Annotated in this window: 23 protein-coding genes; 8 read left to right on the top strand and 15 right to left on the bottom strand. The window is 72.4% G+C overall.

Annotation, left to right across the window (positions count from 1 at the left end):
• Positions 1-8: 8 nt before the first annotated feature.
• From ACZ5VC_RS04410 to ACZ5VC_RS04370, 9 genes are all read right to left on the bottom strand, one after another.
• Complete coding sequence (locus ACZ5VC_RS04410) at positions 9-1,103, bottom strand: glutamate ABC transporter substrate-binding protein (RefSeq protein ID WP_469118576.1); 1,095 nt, start codon at positions 1,101-1,103, stop codon at positions 9-11.
• Positions 1,104-1,114: 11 nt separating this feature from the next.
• Complete coding sequence (locus tag ACZ5VC_RS04405; protein ID WP_469118575.1) at positions 1,115-2,554, bottom strand: hypothetical protein; 1,440 nt, start codon at positions 2,552-2,554, stop codon at positions 1,115-1,117.
• 293 nt (positions 2,555-2,847) lie between these two features.
• Positions 2,848-3,852 carry an N-acetylglucosamine kinase gene (locus ACZ5VC_RS04400; protein WP_469118934.1) on the bottom strand — a complete coding sequence of 335 codons (1,005 nt, stop codon included), beginning with the start codon at positions 3,850-3,852 and terminating at the stop codon, positions 2,848-2,850.
• A gap of 26 nt (positions 3,853-3,878) precedes the next feature.
• On the bottom strand, positions 3,879-5,144 hold the full coding sequence (locus ACZ5VC_RS04395; RefSeq protein WP_469118574.1) for a 6-phospho-beta-glucosidase: 1,266 nt from the start codon (positions 5,142-5,144) through the stop codon (positions 3,879-3,881).
• Positions 5,145-5,150: 6 nt separating this feature from the next.
• Positions 5,151-6,044: a carbohydrate ABC transporter permease gene (locus ACZ5VC_RS04390; RefSeq protein WP_469118573.1), complete on the bottom strand. Its 894-nt coding sequence runs from the start codon at positions 6,042-6,044 to the stop codon at positions 5,151-5,153.
• A 6-nt stretch (positions 6,045-6,050) separates the two neighbouring features.
• The gene (locus tag ACZ5VC_RS04385) at positions 6,051-6,992 is read right to left on the bottom strand and encodes a carbohydrate ABC transporter permease (RefSeq protein WP_469118572.1); all 942 of its coding nucleotides are present in this window, start codon (positions 6,990-6,992) and stop codon (positions 6,051-6,053) included.
• A gap of 6 nt (positions 6,993-6,998) precedes the next feature.
• Entirely contained in the window at positions 6,999-8,336 is a 1,338-nt protein-coding gene (locus tag ACZ5VC_RS04380; protein ID WP_469118571.1) for an ABC transporter substrate-binding protein, read from the bottom strand.
• A gap of 81 nt (positions 8,337-8,417) precedes the next feature.
• The gene (locus ACZ5VC_RS04375; RefSeq protein ID WP_469118570.1) at positions 8,418-9,638 is read right to left on the bottom strand and encodes an ROK family transcriptional regulator; all 1,221 of its coding nucleotides are present in this window, start codon (positions 9,636-9,638) and stop codon (positions 8,418-8,420) included.
• A gap of 143 nt (positions 9,639-9,781) precedes the next feature.
• Entirely contained in the window at positions 9,782-10,882 is a 1,101-nt protein-coding gene (locus ACZ5VC_RS04370) for a mechanosensitive ion channel family protein (protein WP_469118569.1), read from the bottom strand.
• Between the two features lie 208 nt (positions 10,883-11,090).
• Here ACZ5VC_RS04370 and ACZ5VC_RS04365 point away from each other — a divergent pair, with 208 nt between their 5' ends.
• The gene (locus ACZ5VC_RS04365; RefSeq protein ID WP_469118568.1) at positions 11,091-11,648 is read left to right on the top strand and encodes an HNH endonuclease; all 558 of its coding nucleotides are present in this window, start codon (positions 11,091-11,093) and stop codon (positions 11,646-11,648) included.
• A gap of 133 nt (positions 11,649-11,781) precedes the next feature.
• On the opposite strand, the gene ACZ5VC_RS04360 is transcribed toward ACZ5VC_RS04365, so the two are convergent.
• Positions 11,782-14,721, bottom strand: a complete 2,940-nt coding sequence (locus ACZ5VC_RS04360) for a beta-N-acetylglucosaminidase domain-containing protein (RefSeq protein ID WP_469118567.1) — start codon at positions 14,719-14,721, stop codon at positions 11,782-11,784.
• 332 nt (positions 14,722-15,053) lie between these two features.
• Between ACZ5VC_RS04360 and ACZ5VC_RS04355 the strand changes: the two genes are divergently transcribed.
• Genes ACZ5VC_RS04355 through ACZ5VC_RS04345 form a run of 3 tightly spaced genes read left to right on the top strand, consistent with a single transcriptional unit; the run spans position 15,054 to position 17,807 of the window.
• Positions 15,054-15,260, top strand: coding sequence for a hypothetical protein (locus tag ACZ5VC_RS04355; protein ID WP_469118566.1), 207 nt, complete (start codon positions 15,054-15,056; stop codon positions 15,258-15,260).
• A 34-nt stretch (positions 15,261-15,294) separates the two neighbouring features.
• Positions 15,295-17,556 (top strand): 4-alpha-glucanotransferase, encoded by a 2,262-nt coding sequence (gene malQ / locus ACZ5VC_RS04350; RefSeq protein ID WP_469118565.1) that lies wholly within the window; start codon positions 15,295-15,297, stop codon positions 17,554-17,556.
• A gap of 20 nt (positions 17,557-17,576) precedes the next feature.
• On the top strand, positions 17,577-17,807 hold the full coding sequence (locus ACZ5VC_RS04345) for a hypothetical protein (RefSeq protein WP_468706027.1): 231 nt from the start codon (positions 17,577-17,579) through the stop codon (positions 17,805-17,807).
• A 91-nt stretch (positions 17,808-17,898) separates the two neighbouring features.
• On the opposite strand, the gene ACZ5VC_RS04340 is transcribed toward ACZ5VC_RS04345, so the two are convergent.
• Entirely contained in the window at positions 17,899-18,408 is a 510-nt protein-coding gene (locus ACZ5VC_RS04340; protein ID WP_469118564.1) for a MarR family winged helix-turn-helix transcriptional regulator, read from the bottom strand.
• 136 nt (positions 18,409-18,544) lie between these two features.
• On the opposite strand from ACZ5VC_RS04340, the gene ACZ5VC_RS04335 reads away from it, so the two are divergent.
• The 4 genes from ACZ5VC_RS04335 (at position 18,545) to alc (ending at position 22,628) form a co-directional block, all read left to right on the top strand.
• On the top strand, positions 18,545-19,471 hold the full coding sequence (locus tag ACZ5VC_RS04335) for an EamA family transporter (protein ID WP_469118563.1): 927 nt from the start codon (positions 18,545-18,547) through the stop codon (positions 19,469-19,471).
• Between the two features lie 103 nt (positions 19,472-19,574).
• Entirely contained in the window at positions 19,575-20,474 is a 900-nt protein-coding gene (locus ACZ5VC_RS04330) for a DMT family transporter (protein ID WP_469118933.1), read from the top strand.
• 11 nt (positions 20,475-20,485) lie between these two features.
• On the top strand, positions 20,486-21,400 hold the full coding sequence (locus ACZ5VC_RS04325; protein ID WP_469118562.1) for a LysR family transcriptional regulator: 915 nt from the start codon (positions 20,486-20,488) through the stop codon (positions 21,398-21,400).
• A gap of 85 nt (positions 21,401-21,485) precedes the next feature.
• On the top strand, positions 21,486-22,628 hold the full coding sequence (alc, locus tag ACZ5VC_RS04320) for an allantoicase (RefSeq protein ID WP_469118561.1): 1,143 nt from the start codon (positions 21,486-21,488) through the stop codon (positions 22,626-22,628).
• Between the two features lie 150 nt (positions 22,629-22,778).
• Here alc and ACZ5VC_RS04315 read toward each other — a convergent pair whose 3' ends face one another.
• From ACZ5VC_RS04315 to ACZ5VC_RS04300, 4 genes are read right to left on the bottom strand one after another with little or no spacing between them, the layout of a single operon-like run.
• A complete protein-coding gene (locus ACZ5VC_RS04315) occupies positions 22,779-23,399 on the bottom strand; it encodes a GTP-binding protein (protein WP_469118560.1) in 621 nt (206 codons plus the stop codon).
• Positions 23,380-23,739 carry a DUF742 domain-containing protein gene (locus ACZ5VC_RS04310; RefSeq protein ID WP_469118559.1) on the bottom strand — a complete coding sequence of 120 codons (360 nt, stop codon included), beginning with the start codon at positions 23,737-23,739 and terminating at the stop codon, positions 23,380-23,382. Before ACZ5VC_RS04310 ends, ACZ5VC_RS04315 begins: the two co-directional genes overlap by 20 nt.
• Entirely contained in the window at positions 23,736-24,167 is a 432-nt protein-coding gene (locus ACZ5VC_RS04305; RefSeq protein WP_469118932.1) for a roadblock/LC7 domain-containing protein, read from the bottom strand. The genes ACZ5VC_RS04310 and ACZ5VC_RS04305 overlap by 4 nt, the downstream gene beginning before the upstream one ends.
• A gap of 2 nt (positions 24,168-24,169) precedes the next feature.
• Entirely contained in the window at positions 24,170-25,741 is a 1,572-nt protein-coding gene (locus ACZ5VC_RS04300) for a sensor histidine kinase (protein ID WP_469118558.1), read from the bottom strand.
• Position 25,742 lies beyond the last annotated feature (1 nt).

Genomic DNA, 25,742 nt, shown 5'->3' with positions numbered 1-25,742 from the left:
AAGGTCCGTCAGCCGGTCCTGTACTTGGGTGCGGGTGGTCCGGCTATCCCGGGCAGGTCCGCCTTCAGCCACTTGTCGTACGCCGCCGTCCAGGCGCCCTGCCGGTACTTCACGAGGACCTGGTTGACCCGGCGGACCAGATCGTCCTTGCCGAGCTTGGCGGCGACGCCGTAGTACTCGGTGGTGAACGGGGTCCCCTTCAGCTGGACGGCGGGGTCCTGGGCGGCCTGCCCGGCCGCCAGCGCGTTGTCCGTGACCACCGCGTCCACCAGGCCCTCCTGCAGCCTGACCAGACAGTCCAGCTGGTTCGGCACGGTGAACAGGTCGAGGTCGGCCTTGGTGCCGTCGCCGTCGTCCTTGAAGGTGGCCCCGAACGAGTTCTTCTCCAGCGCCTCGTACGCCGTCGAGCCCTCCGCCGAGCAGATCCGCTTGCCCGACAGGGAGGAGTCGTAGCCGGTGATGGTCGAGTTCGTGGGGGCGAGCACCTGTTGGCCCACCTGGAAGTACGCGGTGGAGAAGGCGACCTGCTTGATCCGCTTGCAGTTGATCGTCATCGTGCGCACGATCAGATCGACCTTCTCGCCCTCCAGGGCGGCGATCCGCTGGTTGGTGGGAATGGCACGGAAGATGATCTTGTCCGGGCTGCCGAGGATGTCCGTGGCGATGGCCCGGGCCAGATCGATGTCGAAGCCCTCCAGCGTCCGCGTGGTCGGGTTGCGGTAGCCCCAGCGGTAGCTGTTCTGGTCGACGCCGACGATCAGCTTGCCGCGTGCCTTGATCGCGGCGATGGCCGCCCCGTCCGCGGTGGACGGGGTCAGCGAGGCCTCCGGATCGGTGCAGGTGTCGGCGCGCGCGGGCACGCCGGTGCCGAGCCCGGTGCCGGAGTACGTGGGGGAGCCCGGGGCGGAGTGCGTCAGCGGCAGCAGGGTGAGCGCGGCGGTCACCCCGCACGCGGCGGCCATCGCGGCGACGCCGCCCCAGCCGCGCAGTCGTCCCGGCAGCGGGCGGGCACGCCACGGCCGCCGGCCCCGAGCCCCGCCCCCGGCCGGGCGGCGCGTACGGTCGCCGGTCCCGTCGTGGACGTCCATGTCGTCGGTGGTCATCTCTCCCCCTCTCACCGGTACTCCGACAGCCTGCGATTGATGCCCATGATGGCCCCTGCCGCGCCCAGCACGGCCAACACGGCCGCGCCGAGCGGGAGTCCGGTCAGCGCGCCGAGGCCGTCCTCGGCGGATCGGGTGAACTCGTCCTGCTCGTGGTCGAGTGCCTTCCCCAGCGCCGCGTCGACCTGGTCGAAGGACTGACCGGTGGACCCCTTCGCGCCGATCACCTGGACCAGCGCGCCGTCGTAGTCACCTGCGTTGTCCGTGGAACGCGCGCCCGCGTGCCGCTTCTTCCACTCGGCGACCCGGTCCGCCGCGTCCGCCAGCGGCTCGCGCCCGGCGTCGTCGTCGGCGAGCTCCCGGGCCCGGGCGAGGGCGGCGTCCAGCTTGCCCATGCCGGCGGTGAAGTCGGTCTCGTACTTGTCGTTCTTGCCGTCGTCGGTGAGCACCGCGCCGCGGGCCACCAGCGTCAGGTTCTCGTTGGCCCGCGCCTTCAGGGAGTTGATCCGCGCGGTGTTGAGCACTTGGAGGGAGCTCTGTCCGTGCTCCCTGGCGTCGTTCAGGTCGGCCCGGGCGACCGTGTGCCCCACAGCGAGCCACAGCAGTACGACGGTGGACGCGGCGGTCGCCGTGAGCAGCCCGTGGTTGAACACCCGGTTCGTCCGCCGATAGGTGCGGCGCTGCGCCCAGACCAGTACGGCGAGCGCGACCACCCCGGCCCCGAGCGAGACGAACGGCCAGGTGCGCGCGGACTCGTCGTCCTCGTAGAGCCGGGCGGTCTCGGCGTCGTAGAGCCGCTCGGCGGCCGGCAGCAGCTGGGTGGTCATCTGCTGGTTGGCGTAGCGCAGATAGGCGCCGCCGAGCGGCAGCCCCTGCCGATTGGCGGCGCGGGCCCGCTCGATCAGGCCGGTGTAGCGGGGGAGCAGCTCGTTGAGCGTGGCGATCTGGCGGCCGGACTCGGTCGAACCGTCCGTGTTCGTCGCCGCCTTGACCAGCAGCCGGGACGCCGTCGAAATGTCGTCCACATAGCGCTTGTGCACATCCGCGGGCTCCTGCGTGCCCGCGAGGAAGCCGCTGGCGGCGGCCGTGTCGGCGTCGGCGAGCGAGCGGTAGATCCTCGCGGCGTCGGCGCTCAGCGGCTGGCTGCGGCTCACCACGTCGTCGGCGGCAGCCGCCCGGTCGGAGATCTCGAAGGCGGTGACGGCGCCGAACACCACGACGAGCGCGGCCAGGACGGCGCCGAGGATCTGCAGCCGGCCCGGCTCCGTCGTCGCCGCGGCGAGCACCCGGTCCCTGCCCACGGACCAGGCCCCGCGCATCGTGGGCGGCGCCACGGGCGGGGCCGGCGGCGGAACGGACGGCGGCGCGGACGCGGGCGGCCGGCCGGGCTGCGCGGGCACGTGTGCCTGCGGCGGCGCCGACGCGGTGTGCGCATTCGGCGGGCATGTCACTTGACCTCCCCCTCGGTCGCTGACGTCGGCCCGCCCCCCGGCTGTTCGGAAGACGACTACCCGGCCAGCAGTATGGCCGCAGGGGCCGCCCAGCACATCAGGAATGGCGCGATCTTGTTCCTATCGTGCCTTGACGCCCATGACCCCCCGTCACGACCCCCACTCTCAATACGCCGCTCGACCCCGATCGGTTCCCTTACGGGCACCCCGATCGCGCGCGTCACGGGGTGCGAAGCCGGCCGAGCGCCCCCCGCGCCCGGACTCGCCGCCGCGCCCTGCCCCATCCCCCTGCCTCATCCCCCGGCGTAGTGCGCCCGCAGCGCCGCCCGGATCTCCGCCGGCGCCGCGACCGCGTCCAGGCCGAGCAGGGCCGCGCCGAGGACCGGTGGGGCGGTCACCACCCGGACATCCGCCTTCGGGGCCCGCGCGGTGAGCAGTTCGGCGATCCGGCCGTCCAGGTCCGGATGACGGGCCGCCAGCACACTCCCCCCGAGGAGCACGGGCACCTCCTCGCCGAGCAGCCCCAGCCTGCCGAGCGCGACCGTCGCCAGGGCGACGACCTCCTCGGCCAGCCGGTGCACCAGCGAGCGGGCGATCCGGTCACCGGCGGCCGAGGTGGCGAAGAGGACCGGTGTCATCTCGTGCCGGCGCTCCAGGGCGATCCGCCCCAGGTGCAGCGCCTCGATCAGCGCGTACACCGACGGCAGGCCGAAGTGGCCGGGGAGGGTGTGCGCCAGCTCCGTCGGCTCGCCCCGCCCGTCCTCGGCCCGCGCCGCGAACCACATCGCCTCCTCCGCGAGCCCGCTGCCGCCGCCCCAGTCGCCGGAGATCCGGCCGAGCGCAGGGAAGCGCGCGGTGCGGCCGTCCGGCGTCATGCCCACGCAGTTGATGCCCGCGCCGCACACCACCGCGACACCCCGCGGCTCGTCGATCCCGGCCCGCAGGATCGCGAACGTGTCGTTGCGTACCTCCGTCGTCGCGCCCCAGCCCCGCGCCCGCACCGCGTCGGCCAGCTCGCGCTCCTCCACCGGCAGGTCGGCGTTGGCGAGGCAGGCCGAGACGTGCCGTACGTACGGAGGGCCGGTGAGCCCGGCCGCCGCCGACGCCGCGACGACGATCTCCTGGAGCGCGTCGAACGCCGCCTCGATCCCGACCACCGGCGGCTGGAAACCGCCCCCGCGGGCCGTCCCGAGGACGGATCCGTCCGCCCCGATCACGGCCACGTCGGTCTTGCTGTTCCCCGCGTCGACCGCGAGGACCAGCGGCCCGTCGGGCCGGGCGGGCGGCGTTCCCCGCAGGTCGCCGCCGTCCGGCCCCGGTGTCGTCACGCCCACGCCAGGTGCTCCCGGTTGTGCGCGATCAGCCGGTCGGTGAGCGCGTCGGCGTACTCGTACTGGCCGATCAGCGGGTGCGAGAGCAGCGCGCGGAACACCCGGTCCCGGCCGCCCCGCAGGGCCGCCTCCAGTGCGAGCTCCTCGTACGTGGCGACGTTCGCGATCAGACCGGCGTACAGCGGGTCCAGTTCGGGCACGGCCAGCGGCGTGGCGCCCCGGCCGTCGACCGTCGCCTGCACCTCGATGACCGCGTCGTCCGGCAGGAACGGCAGCGTCCCGTTGTTGTACGTGTTCACGACCTGACAGGGTGATCCGCCCCCGCCGAGCAGCGAGGCGGCGAGATCCACCGCCGCCTCCGAGTAGAAGGCGCCGCCGCGCTTCCCGAGCAGCGCCGGCTTCTCGTCGAGCGCCGGATCTCCGTACATGTCCAGGAGTTCCCTCTCCATCGCGGCCACCTCGGCGGCCCGCGACGGCTTGCTGCGCAGTTCCCGTACGACCTCGTCGTGCGCGTAGAAGTAGCGCAGGTAGTACGAGGGGACGACGCCGAGCCGGTCGACGAGCGCCCGCGGCACCCGCAGGTCGTCCGCGATGGCGTCGCCGTGTTCGGCGAGCAGCTTCGGCAGGACGTTCTCGCCGTCGGGCCCGCCGAGGCGCACCCCCGTCTCCCAGGTCAGATGGTTGAGCCCGACGTGGTTCAGATGGATCTCGCCCGGCGTGACCTCCAGCAGCTTCGCGAACTTCCGCTGGAAGCCGATGGCCACATTGCACAGGCCGACGGCCTTGTGCCCGGCCTGGAGCAGCGCCCGGGTGACGATGCCCACCGGGTTGGTGAAGTCGATGATCCACGCGTCGGGGTTGGTCCGCCGCACCCGCTCGGCGATGTCCAGCACCACCGGCACGGTCCGCAGCGCCTTGGCGAGCCCGCCCGCGCCCGTGGTCTCCTGCCCGACGCAGCCGCACTCCAGCGGCCATGTCTCGTCCTGCTCGCGGGCCGCCTGCCCGCCCACGCGCAGCTGGAGCAGGACGGCGTCGGCGTCCGCGACGCCCGCGTCCAGGTCCGTGGTGGTGGTGACGCGCCCCTCGTGCCCCTGCTTGGCGAAGATCCGCCGGGCGAACCCGCCGACCAGGGCGAGGCGGTCGGCTGCGGGGTCGACGAGGACCAGTTCGGTGAGGGGCAGGGTGTCGCGCAGCCGCGCGAACCCGTCGATGAGTTCAGGGGTGTAGGTGGAGCCCCCACCCACTACAGCGAGCTTCATGGTCGATCAGCCCTTCACTCCGGTCAGTGTGACGCCCTCGACGAATGCCTTCTGGGCGAAGAAGAAGACGAGGATCACGGGGGCCATGACCAGGACGGTCGCGGCCATGGTCAGATTCCAGTCGGTGTGGTGCGCGCCCTTGAAGGACTCCAGGCCATAACTGAGTGTCCAGGCGGCCGGGTTCTCGGAGGCGTAGATCTGCGGGCCGAAGTAGTCGTTCCAGGCGTAGAAGAACTGGAAGAGCGCGACCGCGGCGATGCCCGGCTTCGCCATCGGCAGGACCACCCGCACCAGAGTGCGGAACTCTCCGCAGCCGTCGACCTTCGCCGCGTCGATGTACTCGTTCGGGATGGTCAGCAGGAACTGGCGCAGCAGGAAGATGGAGAAGGCGTCACCGAAGGCCATCGGGATGATCAGCGGCCAGAGCGTGCCGGAGAGGTCCAGCTGCTTCGCCCAGAACAGGTACATCGGGATGATCACGACCTGTGGCGGCAGCATCATCATCGAGACGACCAGCATCAGGGACAGACTGCGGCCCCGGAAGCGGAACTTGGCGAGCGCGTACGCCACCGGGACCGAGGAGATCACCGTGAGGACCGTGCCGAGCCCCGCGTAGACGAGGGTGTTGCGCCACCAGGTGAGGAAGCCCGGGGTGTCGAGCACCCGCCGGTAGTTGCCCCACTCCCAGGTGTTCGGCGTGAGGTCCCGGGTCAGCGCCTGCTGGTCGCTCATCAGCGAAGTCAGCAGCACGAACAGGAACGGCAGTACGAAGAAGAGCGCCGCGGCGATCCCCAGGGAGTGCACGGCGATCCAGTGCAGAAGCTCCTTGCGGCGTGCGGTGCGCCGGGCAGGGGAGGTCTGCTCCTCCACCGCCCGCGGGGTGTCGAGTACGTGGGTCATGACGGGTCACTCACCTGCCTGGATCAGGCCGCCGCGCCGGCGCATCAGCAGGCCCGTGAAGAGCATGGCCAGGGCGAACAGTACGAGCGCGACGGCACAGGCGGCCCCGTAGTCGAAGCGCTGGAAGCCGAGGTTGTAGACGAGCTGGGGCAGGGTCAGGGTGGACTTGTCCGGGTAGCCCGGCTCGAACGGCTGGCCCGAGCCGCCGATGATCCCGGAGGCAACCTTTCCCGCGACCAGCGGCTGCGCGTAGTACTGCATGGCCTGGATCACCCCCGTGACCACGGCGAACATCACGATGGGCGAGATGTTCGGCAGGGTGACGAACCGGAACTTCTGCCATGCGGAGGCGCCGTCCAGTTCCGCCGCCTCGTACTGCTCCTTCGGCACGTCGAGCAGCGCCGCCATGAAGATGACCATCAGGTCACCGATGCCCCACACCGCGAGCACGGTGAGCGCCGGTTTCGACCAGGTGGGGTCGTTGAACCAGCCGGGCGCCGGCAGCCCCAGCTCGCCGAGGATCGAATTGACCGGCCCGGTGCCCGGGTTGAGGAGGAAGACGAAGGCGAGGGTCGCCGCGACGGGCGGCGCCAGATAGGGCAGATAGAACAGCGTCCGGAAGAGGCCCGCTCCCGTCTTGATCCTGGTGATGAGCAGTCCGACGCCGAGACCGAACAGGACCCGGCAGCTGACCATGACGACGACCAGCCAGAGGGTGTTGCGCAGGGACGGCCAGAACATGGGGTAGTCGTTGAAGACGTACGACCAGTTCGTCAGCCCGTTGAAGGCGGGGACGCCGAACCCGTCGTAGCGCATGAACGAGAAGTAGACGGTCGACACCAGCGGGTAGGCGAAGAAGACGCTGAACCCGATCAGCCACGGCGACATGAAGGCCGCCGTACGAAGGGCCGACCTGCGGCGCTTCGAGCGGAGCGTGTGCGTGGTCATGGCCGGCTACTTCGCCTTGGCGATGTCGGTGTCGACCTGCTGCGCGGTCTTCTCCAGACCGGCCTCGAGGTCGCTCACCGCACCCTTCTCGTACTGGTAGCCGAAGTCCTGGATGGTGTTCAGGTAGGTCGAGCCGTTCACCGCGCCCGCCGGGGTGCTGGACTTCTCGTGCCGCGCGATGTCCAGGAAGGTCTTGAAGCGCGGGTCGAGGGTGAGGTCGTTGGACGCGAGGGCCTCGAACGTGGACGGCACATTGCGGATGCCGTTGGCGAAGCCGACGACGGCCTTGGTGTCCGTGGTCATGAACCTGACCAGCTCCCAGGCGGCGTTCTGCTTCTTGCTTGCCGGCGCGATGCCCATGATCGTGCCGGACAGGAAGCCCTTGCCGTACGTGTCGGCCTGGTCGTCGGCGACGGGCATCGGCGCGACGCCGATGTCGAACGGCACCTTCGCGTTGACCGCCATGCCCAGGCGCCACTCGCCGTCCAGCTGCATCGCGACCTGACCGGTGTGGAAGGGGTGCTTGGCGCCCCACTCGTCACCGAACGTCCCCCGGTACTTCTCCAGCTTCTGGAAGCCGCCGAGGTCGTCGATCAGCTTCTTCTGGAAGGTGAACATCGCCGCGAACTGCGGGTCCTTGGCGATGTTGGACTTGCCGTCGGCGTCGAAGTAGACGGGGTTCCAGCTGCCGAGGTAGTGCTCGGTGGTCGTCTCGTAGCCGTGGAAGGTCGGCATGATGCCGAGCTGCTCGTACGAGTCGCCCTTCTCCTTGGTCAGCTTCTTGGCGACCGAGGCGAGCTCCGACATGGTCCTCGGCGGGTTGGCGATGCCCGCCTCCTTGAAGGCGTCCTTGTTGTAGTAGAGGCCGTACGCGTCCGCCAGCAGCGGCAGGGCGCAGCGCTTGCCCTCGAACCGGGTGTAGTCGAGGAGCACCTTCGGGAAGGTCTTCTCCAGGTTCAGCTTCGACTTCTCGATGAACGGCTTCAGATCGGCGAACGCGCCGGACGAGCAGAACTTCCCCACATTGGAGGTGGTGAAGGAGGAGACGACGTCGGGGCCGTTCGAACCACCAGCGCGCAGCGCCTGGCTGAGCTTGTCGTCGTTGATGTTGCCGACGACCTTCACCTTGATGTTCGGGTGACTGTCCTCGAACCGCTTGATGTTGTCGGCGACGGCCTTCACCTCGGTGGGCTCGGACCAGCCGTGCCAGAAGGTGATGGTCGTCTTCGCGTTCGGGTCGTCACTCGCACCACTGGAGCCCGCGCCCGTACAGGCGGAGGCGAACAGCGCTATGGAGGCGGTCGCGGCCAGCGCGGCGGCCGCTCGGCGGGGGGTTGCGGACATGGCGATGTCTCCCTGTGACGGGTGAGGAGGACGGGGAAGCGATGAGGGTGGCGGTGGCGAGGAGGGGTCGGGACTTCGGTTCTATCGGCGGGAGGTGTCGAAGACCTCGTCCCTGGTGGCGGCCAGGGCGCTCTCCAACGCCCCGCGCAGGACGGGCTGCTGCGGAACGCCGCCGAGGACGAGCCGGGGGCGGGACGCGGCCAGCTCGGCGAGCTCGGCCTGGACGCGGGAGCGCAGGGGCTCGCCGCCGGCGACGATCACCTCGCCGGAAAGAACCACGAGTCCCGGGTCGAGGACCGCGACCAGGGAGGCGAGACCGGTGGCGAGGCGGACGGCGTACTGCTGGAGCAGCTCGGCGTACCGCGCGTCGTCCGCGTGCGCTTCGGCGGCCCGGCGCAGCAGCCCGGCGGCCACGGGGACGTACGGCTGCTCGGGCGTGTCGATACCGAGCGCCTTGGCGAGCCTGGGCACGGACTGGACACCGGCCAGCTCCTGGAAGCCGCCGCTGTTGGCCTTGGTGACCTGCCGTACGAGCGGAGTGCCCGGCACCGGCAGGAAACCGACCTCTCCGGCGCCGCCCGTGAAGCCCCGGTGCAGCCGGCCGCCGAGAACGAGGGCGGCGCCCAGACCTTCCTCGTTCCACAGCAGGACGAAGTCCTCGTGCTCACGGGCGGCGCCCAGGCGCTGCTCGGCGACGGCGACGAGGTTGACGTCGTTCTCGTACTCGACCGGCATCGGGAGCACGGCGGCCAACTCGTCCAGGAGCGTGGGGGAGTGCCAGCCGGGCAGATGGCTCGCATACCTCAGCCGGCCGGTGGACGGATCGAAGGCACCCGGCGTCCCGATGACGAGCCGGTGCACGTCGGCCCGCGCGATCCCGGCCTCCTTCACGGCTCCGTCGAGCACCTCGGTGACCTGCCGCACGACCCCCTCGGCGCGCCGCCCGGGCGTCTCCAGCTCGTACTCGCCGACGGTGGCGCCGGTGATGTCGGCGACCGCGGCGCGAATCCGCTGCGGTGTCACATCCATCCCGGCGGCGAAGGCGGCCCGCGCGTTCACCGCGTACAACTGCGCGTTGGGCCCGGGCCGCCCCTCGGTGGTCCCGGTGGCGACGACGAGCCCGGCCGCCTCGAGCCGCGCGAGCAACTGCGACGCGGTCGGCTTGGAGAGCCCGGTGAGCTTGCCGATCCGGGTCCGCGACAGCGGCCCCTGCTCCAGCAGCAGATCCAGCGCGGCCCGGTCGTTCATGGCGCGCAGGACGCGCGGGGTGCCCGGAGTGGTGCCGGGGGGCGTGCCGACCATGCCGCTTCCTCACACTGTTAGGAAAGTTTCCTATTTGGTTGGAAGGAACGTAGGGCGCAGGTCACGGGGGCGTCAAGAGGCCGAACGGGGGGCGCCCCCGAGGCAACCAAAGCGTTACCTGCGGGGGCGCGCGAGAAGAAGGGTTACTTCGTCAGGCTCGGCGGCGGGGTCAGTGGGGTCGCCGCCGTCGACTGCGGGGACGTCGTCGACGCGAACGCCGACGGGGCCGCCATGCCCGCCGTCGGGTCCGGGGGAGTGTCCTCCGCCGGGGCCGGGAGGCCGCCGACCAGGCGGATGCCCGCCTCGTCGAAGGCGCGCTTGATGCGCCAGCGCAGCTCGCGCTCCACGCCCAGCGACTTCCCCGGCATCGTCTTGGCCGAGACGCGGATGGTCATCGAGTCCAGCAGCACCTCGTTCAGGCCCAGGATCTCCACCGGGCCCCACAGGCGCTCGTTCCAGGGCTCGTCCTTGGCCAGGTTCGCCGAGGCCTCGGTGATCACCGACTGGACGCGGTCCAGGTCCTCGGTCGGGCGGACAGTGACGTCGATCGCCGCCGTCGCCCAGCCCTGGCTCAGGTTGCCGATCCGCTTGATCTCGCCGTTGCGGACGTACCAGATCTCACCGTTGTCGCCGCGCAGCTTCGTCACGCGCAGGCCGACCTCTATCACCTCGCCCGAGGCGACCCCCGCGTCGACCGAGTCGCCCACCCCGTACTGGTCCTCCAGGATCATGAACACCCCGGAGAGGAAGTCCGTCACCAGGTTCCGGGCGCCGAAGCCGATCGCCACACCCGCGACACCCGCCGAGGCCAGCAGCGGCGCCAGGTCGATCTTGAACGCGCCGAGGATCATCAGTCCGGCCGTGCCCAGGATCACGAAGGACGCCACCGAGCGCAGCACCGAGCCGATCGCCTCGGAGCGCTGTCTGCGGCGCTCCGCGTTCACCAGCAGACCGCCGAGAGCGGTGCCCTCGACCGCCTGGGCGCTGCGGTTCATCCGCGCTATCAGCTTGGTCAGGGCGCGGCGAATGGCCATCCGCAACAGCAGGGCGACAACCAGGATCAGCAGGATGCGCAGGCCGGTATTGAGCCAGGTGGACCAGTTCTCCTCCACCCAGCCTGCGGCGTTGGTCGCCTTCTCCGCGGCCTCGTCGAGAGTGACGGGACCGTTCGACGGATCGGCGGCCAGCCGGAGTGCGGACCAGGGCACGGTGGAAACCTCCAGGCATTGCGAACAGCAGACCATCCACACTAACGGGGCATCGGGTGTGCTCCCTTGACATGTGCGAGGGAGAGACGAGCCTCACCTGGGGATGTACCAGATGTGGTCGACGCCACAAAATCCTCCCGACCCGTTACAAGGACGTGGTGGCGCTTCGACCTGGCATGAGGAGAAACTGAGAACAGTTCGTCCCGGCGCGAGCCACGCGCCGCCGGCGTCATAGGAGGCACCCGTGCCGCATGTCCTGGTCCTCAACGCGTCGTACGAGCCTCTCGGCGTCGTACCGCTCCGCCGCGCGCTCGTCCTCGTCCTGGAGAACAAGGCACTCTGCCTCGAGGAATCCGGCGCCTTCATGCACAGCGAGACCCGCGTCATCCCCGCACCCAGCGTGGTCCGGCTGAAGCGGTTCGTGCGGGTCCCCTACCGGGGGCCCGTTCCTTTGACCCGAAGAGCCCTCTTCGCCCGTGACGGCGGTCGCTGCATGTACTGCGGTGGTGTCGCAACCAGCGTCGACCACGTCGTACCCAAGAGCCGCGGCGGCCAGCACGCCTGGGAGAACGTCGTGGCCGCCTGCCGCCGCTGCAACCACGTCAAGGCCGACCGGCACCTGCGGGAACTGGGCTGGCGCCTGCGCCACCAGCCCGCGCCGCCGTCCGGACTGGCATGGCGCATCATCGGCACGGGCCACCGGGACCCCCGCTGGCTGCCCTACCTCCAGCCGTACGGCGCCGACGACGCGATGGCCCGCATCGACAGCAGCCTGACCCTGGCGGCCGGCGGCCCCGGCTGAGGCCAGGGCCGGCGAGTGAGCCCAAGGGGCGCGCGGGTGCCGAGGGCGGGTTCCGCGGAGGCTGCGAGGGACGGGCGGTCGAGCGCGATCGGCCGTCGGCGCACGCGGAAGCGCCCCGGAGGCGAACCGAGCCCTAGAAGACGCCGTACGCCTCGACCGACCACAGGGAGTAGCCGTAGGGCGTCCCCCGCCCCTCGCCCTGGACGCGCAGGAAGCGCGTGTCCGGGGCGTCCATGCGGATGGCCTCGCGGCCGCCCCTGCCGTCCCTGACCGTCGCCGCCGTGCGCCAGGTGCGGCCGTCCGCCGAGACCTGGACGCGGTAGCGGGTCGCGTACGCGTCCTGCCAGTGCAGCACGACCTGGCCGACGCGCGCCGGCTCCGGCAGCTCCAGCTGCCACCAGGCGCCGTCCTCGGCCGGGGAGGACCAGCGGGTGGCCGGGTCGCCGTCGAGGGCCGCGGAGGCCGGGAAGTCGGGGGTCTCGTCGCCGGACGACGAGGCGGTGGCCGTACGGGCCAGGTCGGGGCCGCCCGTCCGGGGGAAAGCCCGGACGGTCAGGGTGCGCTCCTCGCCCGCGAAGGAGACCGGGACCCGGTACTCGCCCGCCGCCGTGCCCGGTGCGACGGACACCTCGACCGGGACGGTGGCCCGCACTCCGCGCGGCACTCTCGTCTCCTTGGGGAGCTTCACCACGATGCCCTTCGGGGCCTTCGCGGTGAGCGCGCCGCGCACCTCGCCGGGGCGCTGGGCCGAAAGGGTGACGTCGACGCGCTGGGCCGGGCCGCCGATCTCCGCGTCCGTCTCGGAGCGCGCCAGCTCCAGGACGGCCCGGGGCGCGTCACCGAACCACGGCACCAGCGTGCGCACCCGCGCGGCCGAACCGTCGCTCCACACGACCCGTACGGCTTCGGCGCGCAGGCCCTTCACGTCCGTCTGGGTCCAGCCGGTCGGTGAGAGGGGGCCGACCCCGCGCCAGCCCTCTCCGGGGACGTAGGCCTCGATGCGCGCGCCGTCGCCGGTGCCCGGCTCGGTCATCACGGTCACGGTCTCGAGGGGCCGGGCCCGGTCGAGCCGCACGGTGTAGGAGCCGGAGTCGTGGGAGACCGTACCGGCGGTGCGGTCCGCGCCCGTCCAGGCCGCGCCCTCCTTGACGGCCCGCGCCAGGAAGGGGTCCAGGACGCCTCGCCCCACGGTGACGGGACTCTCCTTGAGGGCCTTCCGTGACTCCTCCAGGGCCAGCGAGGTCTGCCAGGCCACCGTGCCGTCGCCGCGGGCCTGCGCCTGGAGCATGTCGACGGCGTACTCGCCCGCCTGCCCGTAACGCGCCAACTGTGCGAGCCACGGCCCGGTTTCGTCGTCGAGCCGGCCCTCCGCGGTGCCCTCCAGCCGCCGCGGGGCCTCCCGCATCACGGTGAAGGCGGCCCGCAGCTCGCGGGCGGCCGCGTCCCGGGCGGCGTTCGGAGCCGTACGCGTACGCCAGAAGGCGTCGAGCAGCGGCCGCAGATACGCGGACTCGGACGGCGAGAGGATCGACGAGGAGTCGTTGCCGGCCAGCGCGCGCAGTGCCTCGCGGGCCTTCGGGTCGGCGCCCGCGAGATCGTCGACGGCGGCCTGCCAGGACTCCTGGGGGAGATAACCCTTGGGATTCCAGGCGTAGTCGGCGGCGGTGAACAGGGGGATGCGGGACGCCGCCGCCTGTTCCATGGCGTTGGCGAGGAAGGCCGCGGATCCGGAGGCGACGGCCGGCTGGCGGCCCGTGGAGGGGCCGAGGAAGAGCCGGTCCTGCGCCCAGTCGTTGACCGGGTAGTTGTCCATGGTGACCAGCGGATGCCCGAAGGCGTCACGGGCACCGGCCAGTTCACGGCCGGTGATGGTGCGCGGTACGACTCCGACGCCCGTCCAGGCGACCTGGACCCGGTCGTCCAGCTTCGACGCGAGGGCCGTGCGGTAGGCGGTCGCGCCGTCCTGGTAGAACTCCGTCGGCATCAGCGTCAGCGGCTCGGCGTCCGGGTGCCGGTCCGCGAGATGCCGGGCCACCGCGCCGGCCACCTTGGCCTGGGCGGCGGCGGCCGCCTCGGGGCCGCGGCCGAAGGTGTCCGCGTCCCTGTCGCAGTGCCACTCGCTGTAGCTGACGTCCTGGAACTGCAGCTGGAACGCCCGTACTCCCAGGGCCCACATGGCGTCGATCTTGCGGGTGAGCGCCCTGATGTCGTCGTCCGACGCCAGACACATGGACTGCGCGGGCGCCACGGCCCAGGCGAGCGTCACATGGTTGGCACGGGCACGTTCGGCCAGCTCACGGAAGGCGGTGCGCTGGGCGGCGGGGTACGGGTCGCGCCACTGGGCCTGGCGGTACGGGTCGTCTCCGGCCGCGTAGAGATAACGGTTCTGCTTGGTGCGGCCCATGAAGTCGAGCTGCGCCAGGCGCTCCTGCTGACTCCAGGGCCGCCCGTAGAAGCCCTCGGTCATGCCGCGTACGGCGGTGCCGGGCCAGTCGCGGACCACAACGCCCCGCAGCGAACCGGTCCTTGTGTCGAGGAGCTGGCGCAGCGTCTGGGCGGCGTGGAACAGGCCGTCGTTCCCGACTCCGTCGACGGCGACCGTGTCACGGTTTCCGAGCCGGCCGGTGGCGATCCGGTAGCCCCCGTGGGGCAGATCGGTGCGTTCGGGCACACGCAGGGCGCGCAACGCCTCCTGCGCGCCGGTCCCGCCGAACCGGACGACCGTCCCGCGCCCGGGGGAGTCCGTGTAGATGGTGCGCGTACCGGCGGCGGTCAGCACCGCCCGCAGCGCCGCGACCGCGTACGGATCGGCGTCCGGGTCGGCGAGCAGGGTCACTTCGTCGTTGAGGGGGATGGCCGCCCCGGCGCCACGGATGTCCTGCGGGCGCGGCCATATGGCGGGTTGGGCGGCCGACGCGGCCCGCTCGGGAGTGTCGGGGACGGTGGTGGTGGGGTCGGTGGGGGAGTGTGGTGCGACCGGTGCGGCGAGCGCGCCCGGAGCGGTTCCGAAGAGCCCGCCGATCACGGCGATCGCCACGGCCGTCGCGGTCCGCTTGCTGCGCCCGAGCTGCACGCGCGTCTCCCCCTCGACTTTTCCCTGTCCCACCGGTGGGTTTCGAGCCCACCACCGACCCGGCGAAGGTGTCAATGTGCGTGGCCGTTGTGTCCGTTATTCCTGGCGGGGCGGGGTGCCCCGTCTCCTCACCGGCCTCCGCGCCGGTCTCGGCTCCGGCCCCAACACCGGGCTCAGCACCCGCCTCCGCGCCGGTCTCGGCACCCGCCTCCGCGCCGGTCTCAACTCGGGCTCGCGAACCGGAATGTGACCCGCACCACGTAACACGTCTGCGACGCCCGCCGTTGGGTAGGGCTGCTGTGTCCCATCGCTTCAGACGACTGGAGGCCCCCGTGGCCGCATCCGCGCAGCTGCTGCTGTCCGCCCTCTCCAAACAGGTCCCCGACCCGCGCACCGCGCTCATACCCCTCACCAGCGAGCCGCCGCTCGCCGACGCCGCCCCCCTCACCAGCGAACCCCCTCTCGCCGACGCGGCCCCCCTGACCAGCGAACCGACCGCCCATGGCACCGCCGGCGGCTTGGGGTTCCCTGGCGTGTGACCACCCCGGCGTGTGACTCACCCCTGGAGCCCGCATGACCCTGGCCCGGCTCGCCGCGCTGCACGGTGTCGCCACCGAGTACTCCCCGTCCGAAGGCGTCACCGTCCCGGTCCCCGACGCCACGGTCGTCGCGGTCCTCGCCGCCCTCGACGTCGACGCCGCCACCCCCGAGGCCGTCCGCACGTCCCTGGCGGACGCCGAGGCCGCCGTCGCGGGACGTCTGCTGCCCGCGACGGTGGTGCTGTGGCGGGACGCCCCCGTGACCGCGCCGGCCGCGATCCGGGCGCTGCCGCCGGGCACGGACCTGCGGATCGCGCCGGAGGGCGGCGGCCGGGTGAGGACGTGGCAGGTTCCCGAGGCTCCGGAAGGGCCCGTGGAGCCCGTGGACTGCTTCTGGGCGGAGCTGCCCCTCGGCGTGCACCGGCTGGACGCGCGGGCCCCCGGCGGGAGGGCGGCCGGCTGTGTGCTGATCGTCGCGCCGCCCGCCGTCCCGCAGGCCTCCCGGCGCGGCTACGGCCTCCTGGTCCAGCTGTACTCGCTGCTGTCCGGGCGCTCCTGGGGCATGGGCGACCTCGGCGACCTGCGCGAGCTCGCGGACTGGGCGGGCCGGGCGCACGGCGCCGACTTCGTGCAGGTCAACCCACTGCACGCCGCCGTGCCCGGCACCCCCACCGACCCGTCGCCGTACCGCCCCTCCTCGCGCCGCTTCCCCGACCCCGTCCATCTGCGGATCGAGGACATCCCCGAGTACGCGTACGTGGCCCCGCAGCACCGCGCCGAGCTGGACGGCGTCCTCGCGGACGCCGCCGAACTGCGCGAAGGGGTCCTGGCCAAGGGCGAGCTGATCGACCGGGACGCCGTGTGGGCCCTCAAGCGGCGTGCCCTGGATCTCGTACGGACCGTGCCGCTGGGGCCCGGGCGCCGGGCCGCGTACGAGGACTTCCTCGCCCGGCAGGGCCGGGCGCTCGCGGACCACGCCACCTGGTGCGCGCTCGCCGAGCAGTACGGCTCCGACTGGCGCGCCTGGCCCGAGCCGCTGCGGGACTCCCGTTCGGCCGCGGCGACCGCCGCCCGGGAGGGCCTCGCGGACCGTACCGGCTTCCACTCCTGGCTCGCCTGGCTCACGGACGAGCAGCTCGAGGCGGCCGCCCGCACCGCCCGGGAGGGCGGCATGGCCGTCGGGATCGTCCACGATCTGGCCGTGGGCGTGCACCCGGACGGTGCCGACGCCTGGGCGCAGCAGCACGCGTACGCCGCCGGGATGTCCGTCGGCGCCCCGCCCGACGCCTTCACCGCGCGGGGCCAGGACTGGGGCCTGCCGCCGTGGCGCCCCGACGCCCTCGCCGCCTCCGGCTACGCGCCCTACCGCGATCTGCTCCAGAGTCTGCTGCGGCACGCGGGCGCCCTGCGCATCGACCACGTCATGGGGCTCTTCCGGCTCTGGTGGGTCCCCCAGGGCCGGGAGCCCGCCGAGGGCACCTACGTCCGTCACGACGCCGACGCCATGCTGGCCGTCCTCGCCCTGGAGGCCCACCGGGCCGGCGCCCTCGTCATCGGCGAGGACCTCGGGACGGTGGAGCCGGGGGTGCGCGAGGCCCTGGAGCGGCGGGGGGTCCTCGGGACGTCGGTCCTCTGGTTCGAGCGCGACTGGAGCGGCGACGGCCGCCCGCTGGCGCCCGAGCGGTGGCGCGAGGGCTGTGTGGCCACCGCCACCACCCACGATCTGCCCTCCACGGCGGCCCGGCTCACCGGCGACCACATCGAGCTGCGGCACCGGCTCGGGCTCCTCAACCGGCCCCTGGAGCTGGAGCGGGCGGAGGGGGAGCGGGAGGTCGCCGAGTGGCTGACCCGCCTGGCCGGTCTCGGACTCCTCCCCGAGGCGGACACCGGGACAGGCCCCGATCCGGACCGCCGGTCGGTGGCCGCACCGACGGCCGTCACCGGCACCGACGCGGACCGTCGGGCGGCGGCCGAACCGAAGGCCGTCACGGGCTCCGGGGCAGGCACCGTCCCCCGCCCGGTGGCGGACGAGGAGGCCGCGATCCGGGCGCTCTACGCCTTCCTGCTGCGCACACCCGCGCGGCTGACGGGTGTCTGGCTGCCGGACGCCGTGGGGGACCGGCGCCCCCAGAATCTGCCGGGGACCTGGGACCAGTACCCCAACTGGCGCCTGCCGATCGCCGGCGCCGACGGCCGGCCGGTCACGCTGGAGGAGCTGGCCGCCTCCCCCCGGCTGCACCGGCTCCTGGACCTCTTCACGGCCCGTACGGCACCCCCGGGCGCGCGGCCCTCTTAGGCGTTCGCTACGTTTGCACCGTGGACAAGAAGAACGCCCTGCGCGCCGGCGCCGTCGCGGCCGGTACGACGCTGATGATGCTGCTCATGTCGTCCCCCGCGCTCGCGGTCACCCGCGACGACGGTGACGACCCGGGTCCCGGCCTGAGCGTGGCCGAGACGCTCGGCCTGTACGTCGCGGCGCCGATCGTGCTGTTCCTGGTGATCGCCGGCCTGGTGATGGTGCTCGACAAGTCCAAGGACCGGGTCTGACGCACTGACCCCTCCCTGACCTTCGAGGGCGCCGCACGGTACGCACATACCGCGCGGCGCCCTCGCGCATGCGCGCCCCGGCCGTGCCCGGCTACGCCGTCGTCGCCAGGAGCTTGCGCAGCAGGCCCGCCAGCTGGGCCGCCTCCTCGGCGTCGAGCGCCGACTCCAGGGCCTCCCGCTGCGCCGCGAGCCCGGCGGCCACGGCCTCGTCCACCAGCTCGCGTCCCCGTTCGCTGAGGGTCACCCGCAGCCCGCGCCGGTCGTTCGGGTCGGGGCTGCGGCTGAGCAGTCCGGCCTTCTCCAGCTTGTCGAGCCGGCCCGTCATCCCGCCGGTCGTGAGCATCAGGGTCACCGACAGCTGGCGGGGCGAGAGGGTGTACGGCTCTCCCGACCTCCGCAGGGTCGCCAGCACGTCGAACTCTCCGAGCGACATCCCATAGGGCGCGTACGCCTTGTCGACGCGCCCGCGCATCGCGTGGGAGAGCCGGTAGATGCGCCCGAAGACCGCCATCGGCAGCGTGTCGAGATCGGGGCGGACGGCGGCCCACTGGTCGGTGATGGCGTCGACGGCGTCGTGAGCGGCGGGGTTGTTCGTCTCCATGCCCGAAGTCTCCTTCCCTCTCGGCTCGGTGGCAAGTAAGTCACTTGCAATTAAGTAGCTTAGAGCTAAGCTACTTATCGCCAAGCCAGTTCGGCACCGGCACTTCGGCACTCCGACACAACAGGGGGGACCCGTCATGTCCCGCAAGGCCGCCGTCATCGCGATCACCGCACTCGCCCCGGTCTCCTGGGGCTCCACCTACGCGGTCACGACCGAGTTCCTGCCGCCCGACCGGCCGCTCTTCACCGGTCTGATGCGCGCCCTGCCCGCCGGGCTCCTGCTCCTCGCGCTCACCCGCAAGCTGCCGCGCGGCGCCTGGTGGTGGAAGTCGGCGGCCCTCGGGGCGCTCAACATCGGCGCCTTCTTCCCGCTGCTGTTCCTGGCGGCCTACCGACTGCCCGGCGGGGTCGCCGCCGTCGTCGGCTCGGTCGGCCCGCTCTTCGTCGTCGGCCTCGCGGCTCTCCTCCTGGGCGACCGGCCCACCGTGCGGGCGACCCTGACCGCCGTCGCGGCGGCCTTCGGTGTCAGTCTGGTCGTCCTCAGGGCCGGAGCGGCGCTCGATCTGGTCGGCGTGCTCGCCGGACTCGCCTCCGCGCTGTCGATGTCCGCGGGCACCGTCCTCACCAAGCGCTGGGGGAGGCCGCAAGGGGTCGGCGCGCTGGCGCTCACCGGCTGGCAGCTGACCGCCGGCGGGCTGATCATCGCGCCCGTCGCCTTCCTGGTGGAGGGTGCTCCGCCGGTCCTCGACGGCCGGAGCGTCGCGGGCTACCTCTACCTCGCCCTCGGCAACACCGCGGTCTCGTACTGGCTCTGGTTCCGCGGCATCGAGCGGCTGAGCGCCGGCTCGGTCACCCTCCTCGGTCCGCTGTCGCCGATCACCGCCGCCGTCATCGGCTGGGCGGCACTGGGGCAGGCGCTGGGACCGGTGCAGGTGCTCGGCATGGTGATCGCCTTCGGGGCCACGCTCCTCGGGCAGCGGCAGCCGAAGCAATCATTCAGTGGAACTGAAAGGAATGATCGAAAGTATTCGATGGACCTTATGATTCGCTCGATGCGACGGTAGTCCGGCACCGACCTCCCCGAATGGGGCAGCGACCTCCCCGGAAGGGGAAAGAGAGGCAAGGGCGACCGTGACACTCCTCGAACGGGTCCGTACCCAGGAGCCGATGACCGCGCGGCGCGTCACCCGGGGGGCCGGGCCCGGTCTCCTCCTCGCGGCCGTCGCCACGGTCGTCTGGTCGGGGAGCTTCGTCGCCGCCCGCGCCCTCCACGACTCCGTCCCGCCCGTCCAGCACGCCTTCTGGCGCTGGATCGTCGCACTGGCCGCCCTCGCCCCCTTCGCGGCCCGGACGACCTGGGACCAGCGTCAGCTGCTCCGCCGCCACCTCGGCTTCGTCGCCCTGGCCGCGCTGCTCGGCGTCACCGTCTACAACACCCTGGTCAACCAGGCCGGGCTCACCACTTCCGCGGGCAACATGGGCATGATCATGGCCGCCTCCCCCGTCCTGATGGCGGTGTACGCGCGGATCGGCGGCGCCCGTCTCGGCGCCCGCCGCACCACCGGCATGATGATCGCCTGCGCCGGGGTGCTCCTCCTGGTGAGCGAGGGCTCCTTCGCCAGGGAGTTCGCCACCGGTGATCTCTGGATCATGGCGGCGGCCGTCTGCTTCGCCTCGTACAGCGCCCTGCTCAAGCGCCGCCCCGCCGAGATCGGCCAACTGGCCTTCCTCTTCGCGACCTTCGCCCTCGGCGCGCTGATGCTGCTGCCCGCGTACGGCGTCAGCCTCGCCACCCAGGGCGGTTTCGAACCCACCACCGGCACGGTCGGACCGCTCCTCTACGTCGGCGTCCTCTCCTCTGCCGTCGCCTTCTTCGCCTGGAACAAGGCCGTCGGCCTGATCGGCGCCACCCGTGCCGGAGTCGTCTACTACCTCCAGCCGGTCTGCGTGGCGCTCCTGTCGTACGTCGTGCTCGGCGAGGACCTGGGCGCGCTGGGAGCCCTCTGCATGGCGCTGATCCTGGGCGGGGTCGCGCTCGGCGCCAGCCGCGAGGGACGACCCGGGTAAGTTCCCCTCCCATGACCGAGTGGGACATCAAGAAGCTCCAGATCCTTCGCACCCTCCGTGATCGCGGCACCGTCACCGCGACCGCGGAGGCGTTGCTCATGACCCCCTCGGCCGTCTCGCAGCAGCTCACCAATCTCGCCAGGCAGCTCGGCGTCCAGCTTCTCGAGGCGCAGGGCAGGCGCGTGCGGCTCACCGACGCCGCGCATCTGGTGCTGCGGCACGCGGAGGCCGTCTTCGCTCAGCTCGAGCGCGCCGACGCCGAGTTGACGGGTTATCTTCGGGGCGAGGCGGGTGAGGTCCGGGTCGGGGCGTTCTCCACGGCCGTACCCGCTCTGGTGGTGCCGGCCGTGCAGCAGCTGCGGACCGCGCACCCCGCCCTGGAAGTGCGGGTCCGCGAGGCCGAGGCCGCCGAGGCGTACGAACTGCTCACGGCCGGAGAGGTCGACCTGGCGCTCTCGCTCGCCGCGCACGCCCCCTCCGCCCGCGACCCCAAGTTCGCCCGCGTCCCGCTCCTCGCCGACCCGCTCGACGTGGCCCTGCCCGCCGGGCACCCGCTCGCCGACGCGCCGGGGCTGCGGCTGCACGACCTCTCCGCCGAACCGTGGATCTTCGGCGGGAGCGGACCCTGGTCGGAGATCACCCTGGCCGCATGCGAGGCCGCCGGATTCGTCCCGGAGCAGGCGCACAGCGCCGCCGGGTGGACCGCGATCCTCGCGATGGTCGAGGCGGGCATGGGGGTCGCCCTGGTGCCCAGGATGGCCTCGGCCGAGCGCCGTGCCGGGGTGGTGATGCGGGTCCTCTCCGCCGACCAGCCCCGCCGCCACGTGGTGGCGGCGGTACGGCGCGGGGCCGAGGAGGGCCCGGCCGTCGCGCGGGTACTGGCGGCGCTGCGGCAGGCGGCCGTCGCGAGGGAGACCGTCCAGTAGGCAGCTCAATCTTTCAGTAGAACTGAATCCATTCGTCGAAAACATTCGATGGACCTGTGGCGTCCGCTCGCGGCACAGTCGTCGTATGACCTTCGACCCGAGCCAGGACCAGGACCCGCACGCCAACGACGCCGCGCCCTACGGCGGTGGCGACCCGTACGCCGACTACCGCACCGGTGACTTCCCCTTCACCGAGCTCGTCGATCTGGCCGACCGCCGGCTCGGTGCCGGAGTCGTCGCGGCGAACGACGAGTTCTTCGCCGAGCGCGAGAACCTCCTGGTGCGCGAGCGTGCGGTGTTCGACCCCGAGCACTTCGGCCACAAGGGCAAGATCATGGACGGGTGGGAGACCCGCCGTCGCCGCGGCGCGGACGCCGAGAACGTCTTCCCGGCCCCCGAGGACCACGACTGGGCGATCGTCCGCCTCGGCGCCCCCGGCGTGATCCGCGGGATCATCGTCGACACCGCCCACTTCCGCGGCAACTACCCCCAGCGGGTGTCCGTCCAGGCCACCTCGGTGGAGGGATCGCCCAGCCCCGAGCAGCTCCTCGCGGACGACGTGAAGTGGGAGGAGATCGTCCCGGCGACGCCGGTGCGCGGTCACGCCGCCAACGGGTTCACCGTCGACAGCGAGCGCCGCTACACCCATCTGCGGCTCTGCCAGCACCCCGACGGCGGTATCGCGCGCCTCCGGGTCCACGGCGAGGTCGTCCCCGACCCCGAGTGGCTCGACCTGCTCGGCACCCTCGACCTCGTCGCCATACTCAACGGCGGGGTGTACGAGGACGCCTCGGACACGTTCTACTCCTCGCCGACGCAGATCATCCTGCCCGGCACCTCCCGCAAGATGGACGACGGCTGGGAGAACCGCCGCCGCCGGACCCGCGGCACCAACGACTGGGTGCGCTTCCGTCTCGCCGCCCAGGGAGCCGTGCGCGCGGTCGAGATCGACACCGCCTACCTCAAGGGCAACTCGGCCGGCTGGATCGCCCTCCAGGGGCGAAACGGCGGAACCGAAGAGAGCGCGGAGTGGTTCGAGATCATCCCCCGCACCAGGCTCCAACCGGACACCCTGCACCGCTTCAAGCTGTCGGCCCAGGCCGTCGTCACCCATGTGCGGCTGGACGCCTTCCCCGACGGCGGAGTGGCCCGGATGCGGCTGCACGGCACGCTCACGGAGCAGGGCGCGGCCGATCTGCGGGCGCGCTACACGCGGCTGAACGGCTGACGTCCGGCCCGTCCCCACTTCCGCCCGGCGGGCGGCCGCGGCCCTGCCCCCGGCCGCCGGGCGGACTTCAGACGCGGCGAAGGGGTGCCCCCCTGGGGGAGGGACACCCCTTCGCCGTGCAAGCACGGCCCTATCCCGCCGCGCCGCGCGTCACGAGGCCTCCGGAGCCGCGGCGAGCGCGTACAGATAGCGCATCAGCGTCATCAGGACGTCGCGGCTGGAGTCGCGCCGGCGGGCGTCACAGACGACCAGGGGGACCGACGCGGGCAGGTCGAGGGCGCCGCGCAGTTCCTCCAGGGGGTACTCGGGGGCGCCGGGGAAGGAGTTGACGGCCACCACGAAGGGCACGCCCCGTTCCTCGAGCCGGCCGATCACATCGAAGCTGACCTCCAGCCGGCGGGTGTCGACCAGGACGACGGCGCCCAGCGCGCCCTCGAACAGGCCGTGCCACAGGAACCAGAAGCGCTCCTGGCCGGGGGTCCCGAAGAGATACAGCACCAGTTCCTCGTTGATGCTGATCCGGCCGAAGTCCATGGCGACGGTGGTGGAGCTCTTGCGCTCCACGCCCGCCGTGTCGTCGACGCCGACCCCGGCCTGGGTCATCGTCTCCTCGGTGGTCAGCGGGCGGATCTCGCTGACCGAGCCGACCAGGGTCGTCTTGCCGACACCGAAGCCGCCCACGATCACCACCTTCACGGCGGCCGCGGCCGTCTCCGGCAGTACGTCCTCGCGCCGCGGCCCCGCGAGGGGCTCAGAGCTTCTGAAGTCCATCGATCACTGCCTCAATCAATGCCAGGTCGGGGAGTTGGGCGGGGGCGACGGGCGCGCGTGAGAGGACCATGTCCATGGCGAGCAGGTCGTCGAGCAGCACCGTGACGACGCTCACCGGCAGGGCCAGGTACGCGGAGATCTCGGCCACCGAGAGCGGGGCCTGACAGAGCCGTACGATCGCGGCGTGTTCCGGCTGCATCCCCGGCTTGGGCCCCGACCTGGCCACGATCAGGGTGACCAGATCGAGTGTGGACGGCGCCGACGCGCCGCTGCGGCCTCCGGTGATGACATAGAGCCGCTCGGGACTGCCGTCCTCCCAGTCGCGGCCCGGATCGCTCACGCGGCCGTTCCTCCCCCGGCGCCCCCGGCCTGGGAGGTGCCCCCACCCCGCGGCGGGCTGCTGAGATGCTCTCCGATCCGTGCCACCAGATCCCGCATCCGCTGGCCCATGAGCCCGGCGTCCACGCCCTCGTCGGCCAGGACCGCGAGATAGGCGCCGGCGCCGGCCGCCATCAGATAGAAGAACCCGCCGTCCATCTCGATCACCACGAGCCTCATGCGGCCCTTGGAGTGCGGGAGTTCGGCGGCGACCGCCCCGGCGAGGCTCTGCAGACCGGCGCAGGCGGCAGCCAGCCGGTCGGCGGTGTCGGTCGCCGTGCCGTACTGCGCCATCCGCAGACCGTCGGCGGAGAGCACGATCACATGACGCGTCTGCGGGACGCCCTCGGCCAGGTCCTTGAGCATCCAGTCCATATCGGCCCGCTGCATACTCACAGCTGTTCCCCCTTGCCCGCCGAGGCCGGCGAGTCGTTGTTCAGGCGTGCACCGGTCCGGCTCTCGCCGGTCGGGCCTTCGCCGGTCTGGTCTTCCCCGGACAGGCCGCTCTGGAAGGCGGCGAGCCACATTCCCGGCTGCGCCTGGGGTGCGGGCTCCGCGTTCTCGGCGGTCCGGGCGGTGAGGACGGCGGGCTCGGCCGGCGCCGCCGTGGCACGGGTCTTGCGCCGTCGCTGCGGCAGACCGTTCGTGGTCCGCTCGGTCACCACGGGCGCGTGGTGGTCGGCCGGCCCCGTGGTCCGCGGGTCGGCCGGCTGCGGGCCGGTCGCCGGACGCGCCGAGCGCGGCGCCTCGGCGGCCGCCGGTTCGACGGCGCCCCGGGGGCCCGAGGAGGTGCCGATGCCGTGGGCGACGCCCGTCGCCGCCGAGGCGGCGGTGATCAGGGCCTGCGGGACCACGAGGACGGCGCGCACGCCGCCGTACGCGGAGGTGCGCAGGGAGACCTGGAAGCCGTAGGCCTGTGCGAGCCGGCCGACCACCGCGAGACCCAGCCGGGGCGTCTCTCCCAGGTCGTTGAGGTCGATGCCCTGCTGCGCCTGCCGGAGCATCCGCTCGGCCCGCCTGCGGGCCTCCTCGCTCATGCTCACGCCGCCGTCCTCGATCTCGACGGCGATGCCCGCGTTCACGTCGACGGCGGTCAGATGGACCTTGGTCTGCGGCGGCGAGTAGCGGGTGGCGTTGTCGAGGAGCTCGGCCAGCGCGTGGATGAGCGGTTCGACGGCGGGGCCGACGACGGCGACCTCCGAGACCGAGTGGAGCTCCACACGCTGGTAGTCGATGATCCGGGACATGGCGCCGCGCAGCACGCTGTAGAGCGGTACGGCCCTGCTCCACTGTCGGCCGGGCCGGGCCCCGCCGAGTACGGCGATGGAGTCGGCGAGCCGGCCGATGAGCGCGGTGCCGTGGTCGAGCCGCAGCAGATCGCCGAAGACGTCCGGTGTGCGGCCGTGCCGGTCCTCCATCTCGCGGAGTTCCTGGGCCTGCTGGTGCACGATCGCCTGGACGCGGCGGGCGATGTTCACGAAGGCGCGCTGCGCCGAGTCGCGCAGGTCCTCCTCGGCGGTGACGGCCCCGAGCACCGAGCGGAGCACGGCCTGGTGGGCCGCCCTGAACTCGGGGGTCGGTCCCGGGCCGTGGGCGTCGGCGGACTCCAGGGAGGCGAGGACGTCCTCGGGGAACTCCCCCTTGCGCAGCCGCGCGACGACATCGGGCAGCAGCACCTCGGCGAGCCGTACGGTCTCGGTCTCCTGGAGCGACAGGGCCGTGCGCTGTGCGGCGACGGTGGCGCGGAGTTCCGCGACGGTCCGGCCGCGTCGGGCGGCCACGCCACAGGACAGCGCGACCGCGACGAAGGCCATGGCGCCCAGCCAGGCCATCGGGGCGCGGGCCGGCGCGGTCACCAAGGAGACGGCGATGGCGGTGCCCGCGGCGGTCACGACGGCGGGCACCGCCCATATGACGGGTGAGGTGGGCCCTGAACTACCGGGCGACGATCCCTCTCGAACCATC

The sequence above is a fragment of the Streptomyces sp. NPDC033174 genome, from assembly GCF_055577795.1.
This window is presented reverse-complemented; position numbering and strand designations above follow the sequence as displayed.